This window comes from Mesorhizobium sp. M0968 (assembly GCF_040319065.1).
Taxonomy (GTDB): Bacteria; Pseudomonadota; Alphaproteobacteria; order Rhizobiales; family Rhizobiaceae; genus Mesorhizobium.
The window spans coordinates 1-1,038 of sequence record NZ_JAMYNL010000087.1 but is presented as its reverse complement, the minus strand read 5'-3'; the positions used below and the strand labels follow the sequence as shown (position 1 = coordinate 1,038).

The following is a 1,038-nucleotide window of genomic DNA, read 5'->3' as shown; positions in this document are numbered from 1 at the left end:
AGGCCGCATCAGAGGCCGGACAGATGTCAGCACCCGACTACGCGCCGCTATACTGCCTTTCGAAGATTCTTCTTGCGCTCACGGGGGCGTCCACAGATGTGCTGAAGGTTCTGCAAAAAGTTTTGGAGAGAGAACGGGGCTTGCTCTGAGGGGCGAGCTGCCATGGCACGCTGGTGACGTTTCGACTACCTATTCCCGTGGAAGGGGAGTGCCATGACCAATCGAGAAATTAGACTGAGCAGAGGGCGAGTTGAAAGCGTTGCTGTCGTCGGATGAGGACGGCTTTCGCAAGGTCTTGCAGATTGTGGTGCAGGAGGCTTTGGAGGCCGAGATGACGCAGGCCATCCAAGGAGCTTATCAAGGGCAATCAGTAACGCACTTCGTCGACCCGCAAACCGGCTTGAATGTCATTCGCGATAGTTCAGGAAATCTCCTGTCTGGATGGAAGCTCAGTCCCAAGCAGTTAGAATATGTCTTGACGACCGGAAAACTGGGAGGCGGACTATGAGCAGCGTATCTGGCGAATATCGTGCGTTGGTTGAAACCTTTCTCGCAAGGGAAATAGATGCTCCTAAGTTGGTAGAAATTTACTTAAAGAAATTTAAGGATGAGACGCGAGCCATCCCAGAGCAGGAGTTTAAGGTGATAGATGAGATCTTTGCTGACATTGACTCATACACTTCCGATATCAGCTTGATTAGAGAGAATCCTAGATTCTATGTTGACGAAGCACAACTGAGAGTAAAAGTTGCGGAGGCCCTAGACCGGCTCCCATGAGGCTTACCGGGATAACCGAAAGCAATTATCTCAATCCCGCTCTACAGCGGCGCGAGTTCGTGACAGAGCTCAAGCGGGCTCGCCGGCGGCAATCCGCGAAGTGCTGCCCGAGGCGGTCTGGCAGCGCTGCTACGTGCACTTCCTCAGAAACGCGCTCGACTACGTGCCGCGCAAGATCGACGACGATTGCCTGATGGAGCTCAGATGGTTCTACGACCGGCGCGACCTTGCCGAGGTCAAACGCGACCTGGCGCAGTGGAT

2 protein-coding genes and 1 pseudogene are annotated in these 1,038 nt (G+C 53.9%); all 3 read left to right on the top strand.

Translation table 11 applies throughout. The annotated features are described in order from the left end of the window. Positions 1–250 precede the first annotated feature (250 nt). Entirely contained in the window at positions 251–508 is a 258-nt protein-coding gene (locus NKH67_RS34000; protein WP_352474380.1) for a colicin D domain-containing protein, read from the top strand. Then, complete coding sequence (locus NKH67_RS33995) at positions 505–777, top strand: colicin immunity domain-containing protein (protein WP_352474379.1); 273 nt, start codon at positions 505–507, stop codon at positions 775–777. The genes NKH67_RS34000 and NKH67_RS33995 overlap by 4 nt, the downstream gene beginning before the upstream one ends. A gap of 73 nt (positions 778–850) precedes the next feature. After that, a pseudogene (locus tag NKH67_RS33990) lies at positions 851–1,038 on the top strand (transposase); the annotation flags it as partial.

Excerpts from the sequence above, each read along its gene's own strand:
- NKH67_RS33995 (WP_352474379.1), top strand. The coding sequence starts at position 505 with ATGAGCAGCGTATCTGGCGAATATCGTGCGTTGGTTGAAACCTTTCTC.